Here is a 4,898-nt window from a genome sequence, read left to right as displayed (position 1 = left end):
CCTTGCCACCCGGCATACAGGGCAATCCGGAAGCAGTGTTCGAGGTGCTGCCAGACAAGCGCCGCTATGTCGAAGGCGAAACGGCCAAAGTACAGGTGCGTGTTCCCTTCGCTCCATCCAGCGCCCTGATCGCACTCGAACGTGAGGGGATCGTCGAAACTTGGGTCCGGCATTTCAACCATACGGTCGAGTCGATCGAGATTCCGGTCAAGGGCCGTTATGCCCCCAACATGTACATTTCGGTGGCGGCCGTCAGCGGCCGTAGCGAGTTGGGTTCGGAGAAGAGGCTGGCCGAAGGTCCTGATCCGGGCAGGCCCTGGTTCAAGCTAGGAGGCGCCGAAATAGAAATCCCACCAGAGGCGTTCAAGCTCGACGTCAAGGTGAGCGCCGACCGTGCTAGTTACCGAACCCGCGACAAGGCGAAAGTACGTATAGAGGTCAGGCGGGCCGACGGCAGCCCACTGCCCGCAGGCGCCGAGGTTGCCTTGGCCGTCGTGGACGAGGCGTTGCTGCAGCTTGCCGCTAATCCCTCGTGGGACATCTTGTCGGCCATGTTCAAACGCCGCAATTATGCGGTGAAACATGCAACCACTTTGAGCAAACTGGTGATCAAGCCGGCTTTTGGCCTCGCCAACGCTGTCGAGTCTCGAGGAGGGGCAGCGGCCGCGCCATCGGCTGAAAAAATGACTTTCGAAGCCGACGAAAGGGCGAGCCCGGTGCGCCATCTGTTCGACACGCTGCTGCTCTGGCGCGGCCGCGTGATCCTCGACGCCGAAGGCCAGGCAACGGTCGAGGTGCCTCTCAACGACTCACTCAGTGAATTCCGCATCGTCGCCGTGGCGCAGGCGGGCACGGATCTGTTTGGATTCGGCGACACGTACATCCATAGCACCAAGCCCCTGCAGATTCTCGCCGGCCTGCCGCAAATGATGCGTGAAGGCGACACGTTCACAGCCCAGGCAACGCTACGCAACACGACTGACCATGCGGTCAGCGGTGAATTCATGGCGCGCCCTCTCCGCATCCACGCGGCTGGCTCCACGGTTCTGCCAGAACAGCGACTGCGCTTCACCCTGGCGGCCAATCAATCGACCGAGATCAGCTGGCCGGCCCGTGTGCCAGTCAACACGGCGCGCCTGGAGTGGCTGCTGGATGCGCGTTCGGACGACGGCCTGAGCGATACCCTGAAAGCCGCACAGAACGTGCTACCAGCTGTTCCAGTCACGGTTCAGCAGGCGACGTTGGCGCAACTGAAGGGTTCGTATGCGCTGCCGGTCGAGCGCCCTGCTGACGCCATTCCAGGCATGGGGGGAGTTGTTTGGTGAGATTCCCAATCACAAGATTACGGTGCAGCGTCAATAACCCCGTCGGTAGGGCCTGCGAGAAGCGTGATTTTGCGCCAGAATGCTTTCGCCTCGCCAAAGCAAAAGTGGGAAAATGACCCGCTGGCGCCAATCGCCACACCCGCACGGATCTCGGCCTGTTCGTGACATCGGTCAACAGCCGGGTTTGCAAGGATCATTTGGAGTATCGACATCATGCCCATCTACGAATACGCGTGTGCCGCCTGTGGCAAGGAGTTCGAGAAGCTGGTACGCCAGCCTTCGCCTGCTCCAGAGTGCCCGGATTGCCATAGCACCGACCTGCGCAAAAAGCTGTCGGCCTTTTCGGCCTTAACAGGTTCGGCTGCGGGCACCCCTGATCTTCCTGGCCCATGCGGAAGTTGCGGTCACCCTGACGGTCCTGGCGCCTGCCACTTTCAGTAAAAGGCTTGATCGGCCGAACAGGGTTTTCTTGGTGGCGTCTTAGACCAGCCGCTTGCGCGTCAAGCGCCCCCCACGGTCACGGCAGCCGCTGTTCCAGCGCATAAAGCTCCTCGACCGTTTCGCGACGGCGGACGAGATGGGCTGCAGCGCCGTCGACCATCACTTCGGCCGCACGCGGTCGGGTGTTGTAATTCGAACTCATGACCATGCCGTAGGCACCGGCCGACAGGATCGCCAGGAGATCACCGGCGGCGAGCGCCAGTGGGCGGCCGTGACCGAGAAAATCGCCCGATTCGCATACCGGGCCGACGATGTCCCATAAGCTGGCGTTTCCGTTCCGGGAGGCGACCGGAACGATGTCGTGCCAGGATCCGTACAGGGCCGGACGGGCGAGGTCGTTCATCGCCGCATCGACAATCGCGAAATTCCTGATTTCGCCAGGTTTCAGATATTCCACCCGGGTCAACAGCAGACCCGCATTGCCGACCAGGCGGCGCCCGGGTTCGAGCAGGACCTGCAGTTGGCGCTCCTTGAGCTTCCCCAGCATCGGTTGCAGATAGGCCTCGACGGTTGGCGCCTCTTCGTCGCGATAGCGAATGCCCAGGCCGCCGCCAAGGTCGATGTGATGCAGCACGATGCCGTCCGCCGTGAGCTGATCGATCAGCAGCAGCAGCTTGTCGAGCGCTTCGTCAAAGGGCGCTGCATGCAGCAACTGAGAGCCGATGTGGCAGTCGATACCGGTGATTTCGAGGTTCGTCAGGGTGGCGGCATGCCGGTACAGCGCCCGCGCGTCGGTGCAGGCGACCCCGAACTTGTTTTCCTTGAGGCCGGTCGAGATATAGGGGTGAGTCTTTGCGTCGACGTCCGGATTGACGCGCAGGCTGATCGGCGCCTTCTTGCCGGCCCTCCCGGCGACCGCGTCGAGACGTTCAAGCTCGGCGGCGGATTCGACGTTGAAGCAGAGGATGCCGATGCCAAGCGCCAGTTCCATCTCGGCGGCCGTCTTGCCGACGCCGGAGAAGACGATTTTCCGGGGATCGGCGCCGACGGCCAACACCCGCTTGAGTTCCCCGGCCGACACGATGTCGAAGCCGGCGCCTCGGCGCGCAAAAACGTCCAGCACGGCAAGGTTGGAGTTGGCCTTGACGGCATAGCAGATCAGCGAATCGAGGCCGCTCAGTTCCTGCTGGAATTCGTCGAACGCCGTTTCGAGCGCGTATCGCGAGTACACCCAGCAGGGCGTACCGAAGCGGCTGGCGATGTCGATCAGGGAGACGGATTCGGCGTGCAATACGCCGTCCCGGCAGGCGAAGGGGCTCATCGGACAGGTTCCACAGGCGTGTTAGAATCCTTGGCAGTCGCGGTATCGCTTTTCGTGTTCGCGGCAGGCTGGGTGGTCGCTGCCGCAGCCGGTGTCGCCGGGACCGGTGGCAAGGTCAGACTGCCCTTGGTGCCACAGGCGCCAAGCACGAGGATTGCCAGCAAAGCCGGCGCAACAGGTTGCCTCATCGGTCAGTGTGAAAAATTGGAGATGGTAGCACAATGAATGACAGGGAATTCAACACGCTCGCCGATGCAGCGCTCAAGCGGATCGAAGGCGCGCTGGAACGTAGCGGTGCCGATCTCGATTATGCGCTGGTCAGCGACGGCATGCTCGAAATCGAGTGCTCCGACGGCAGCAAGATCATCGTCAATCGGCACGACGCGGCGCAGGAGATCTGGGTTGCTGCCAGAACGGGCGGCTTCCATTACCGTTGGGACGGCAGTTGCTGGCAAGACACACGCCATGACGAGGAACTGATGGCAGCGCTGTCAAGGATCGTTTCGCAGCAGGCCGGTGAAACCGTTTCGCTGGTCGGGTAGAACGTTCCGGAGGGGGGTGATCCGGTGATCAGAACGAAAGCTGCAGGCGGACACCGGCAACGGTCGCGTTGGCGAGATGAAGCGCCGGGTTGAGGACGCGCTGAACGACCGGCTGCAGCACCATCCCGGGAGCGAGTTGCGCCCGGTAAGTCATTTCCAGCACGGTTTCATGGGCCGATGACAGGACCGTGCCTGCGTCACTTGCCCACTGAATCCGCCCTTGCGGGCCGACCTGCGCGCGTGTCGCGGCAATGCCGAAGGTATCCTTCTCGCGGCCGGCGAACGGCCCCCGGTAGCTGAGACCGGCGCTGACCGAATAAGCCAGGAGGCTGGTCGTTCCGTCGGTGAAACCGTAACGCACGAAGAGCGCGACATCCCGATTCGACTCCGGGACACGATATACCGACTGTTCGGCAAGCAGATAGGCGCCCCAGTGCGTCGCCGAGAGGGCTTCCCCGGCGGCATCGACGGCAATGAGTTGCGGATACTGCGGGGTGAAGCGCCAGAGTCCCAGGGCAACCTTGCTGATCGGGGCAAAGTCGTCGTCCGGCTTCGCCGGCTCGCTCGGACGATCGTTGAACAGCCCGGCCTTGACCGGACTGAAGCCGAACTCGCCGATCAGCATGCTGCCGCGGCTGTTGTGCCAACTGATGTTGGGGCCGGCGCTGGCCACTTGATCGCTCGGAATGCCGCGAGTGATGGCCAACATGGCGTACCAGGCCGGATCGGGGTCGATCCGGAAGCGCGCGCCATAAGCACTCGTCGGGTAGATCGAGGGGCCGGCGAGACTGCCGAAACTGGCCGTTTCTGCAGCCATTCCGAAGGAGGGATGCAGAAAGACGCCAGACGAATCGGTGACGTAGAACTCGCTGTCGATGGGATAGAGGCCGACCCGGATCGAAGCCTTGTCGTCAAGAAAGGACTGCTGCAGCCAGGCCTTGAAGAGGCCGCTGCGGTTGACCGGCGCTTCGAAGTTGTCGGCGCCCATCAGGCTGCCCAGGTAGTTGAGGTTGAACCGCCCGCCACCATTGCTGATCAATTGCAGATAGGCCGATCCGCCTTGCCAGCCGATGAGCTTCTCTCCATCGAGCTGCAGGATGAGGTCGACGTGACCCCCATAGGTGCCGCCGCTCTTCAGGCCGCCGCTGGAGTTGTGCAGAAAATCGGCGGTGTACAGCAGATCGGCCTGAACCCCGGCAGCGTGGAGTTGTTTGCGTTTGCCGCCCCAGTCACCGGTGAGCGTGCTCTCCGACCAGTTGGGAGGGTCAT

The 4,898-nt window shown here is 62.5% G+C and carries 6 protein-coding genes; 3 read left to right on the top strand and 3 right to left on the bottom strand.

The window, feature by feature from the left end; translation table 11 throughout:
• Both CAPSK01_RS04230 and CAPSK01_RS04220 read left to right on the top strand, forming a co-directional pair.
• Positions 1-1,325, top strand: a 1,325-nt coding sequence (locus tag CAPSK01_RS04230; RefSeq protein ID WP_034922920.1) for an alpha-2-macroglobulin family protein, incomplete at its 5' end; no start/stop codon positions are given.
• A gap of 213 nt (positions 1,326-1,538) precedes the next feature.
• On the top strand, positions 1,539-1,766 hold the full coding sequence (locus CAPSK01_RS04220; protein WP_034922916.1) for a zinc ribbon domain-containing protein: 228 nt from the start codon (positions 1,539-1,541) through the stop codon (positions 1,764-1,766).
• 76 nt (positions 1,767-1,842) lie between these two features.
• On the opposite strand, the gene lysA is transcribed toward CAPSK01_RS04220, so the two are convergent.
• Together lysA and CAPSK01_RS21760 are read right to left on the bottom strand one after the other, a co-directional pair.
• The gene (gene lysA / locus CAPSK01_RS04215) at positions 1,843-3,087 is read right to left on the bottom strand and encodes a diaminopimelate decarboxylase (protein ID WP_034922914.1); all 1,245 of its coding nucleotides are present in this window, start codon (positions 3,085-3,087) and stop codon (positions 1,843-1,845) included.
• The gene (locus CAPSK01_RS21760; protein ID WP_273703062.1) at positions 3,084-3,275 is read right to left on the bottom strand and encodes a lipoprotein; all 192 of its coding nucleotides are present in this window, start codon (positions 3,273-3,275) and stop codon (positions 3,084-3,086) included. Before CAPSK01_RS21760 ends, lysA begins: the two co-directional genes overlap by 4 nt.
• Before the next feature lie 33 nt (positions 3,276-3,308).
• Here CAPSK01_RS21760 and cyaY point away from each other — a divergent pair, with 33 nt between their 5' ends.
• The gene (gene cyaY, locus CAPSK01_RS04205; RefSeq protein WP_034922908.1) at positions 3,309-3,629 is read left to right on the top strand and encodes an iron donor protein CyaY; all 321 of its coding nucleotides are present in this window, start codon (positions 3,309-3,311) and stop codon (positions 3,627-3,629) included.
• Between the two features lie 28 nt (positions 3,630-3,657).
• On the opposite strand, the gene CAPSK01_RS04200 is transcribed toward cyaY, so the two are convergent.
• Positions 3,658-4,898 (bottom strand): carbohydrate porin (locus tag CAPSK01_RS04200; protein ID WP_034922905.1); only part of this gene is annotated, 1,241 nt, incomplete at its 5' end.

Source organism: Candidatus Accumulibacter vicinus, from assembly GCF_000584955.1.
Classification (GTDB): domain Bacteria; phylum Pseudomonadota; class Gammaproteobacteria; order Burkholderiales; family Rhodocyclaceae; genus Accumulibacter; species Accumulibacter vicinus.
Note: the sequence above shows the minus strand (reverse complement) of the source record. Positions and strands in the feature narration are given on the sequence as shown.

Bases quoted from the DNA above. Each gene is read 5' to 3' on its own strand.
- CAPSK01_RS04220 (WP_034922916.1), top strand. From the start codon at position 1,539: ATGCCCATCTACGAATACGCGTGTGCCGCCTGTGGCAAGGAGTTCGAG.
- lysA (WP_034922914.1), bottom strand. From the start codon at position 3,087: ATGAGCCCCTTCGCCTGCCGGGACGGCGTATTGCACGCCGAATCCGTC.
- CAPSK01_RS21760 (WP_273703062.1), bottom strand. From the start codon at position 3,275: ATGAGGCAACCTGTTGCGCCGGCTTTGCTGGCAATCCTCGTGCTTGGC.
- cyaY (WP_034922908.1), top strand. From the start codon at position 3,309: ATGAATGACAGGGAATTCAACACGCTCGCCGATGCAGCGCTCAAGCGG.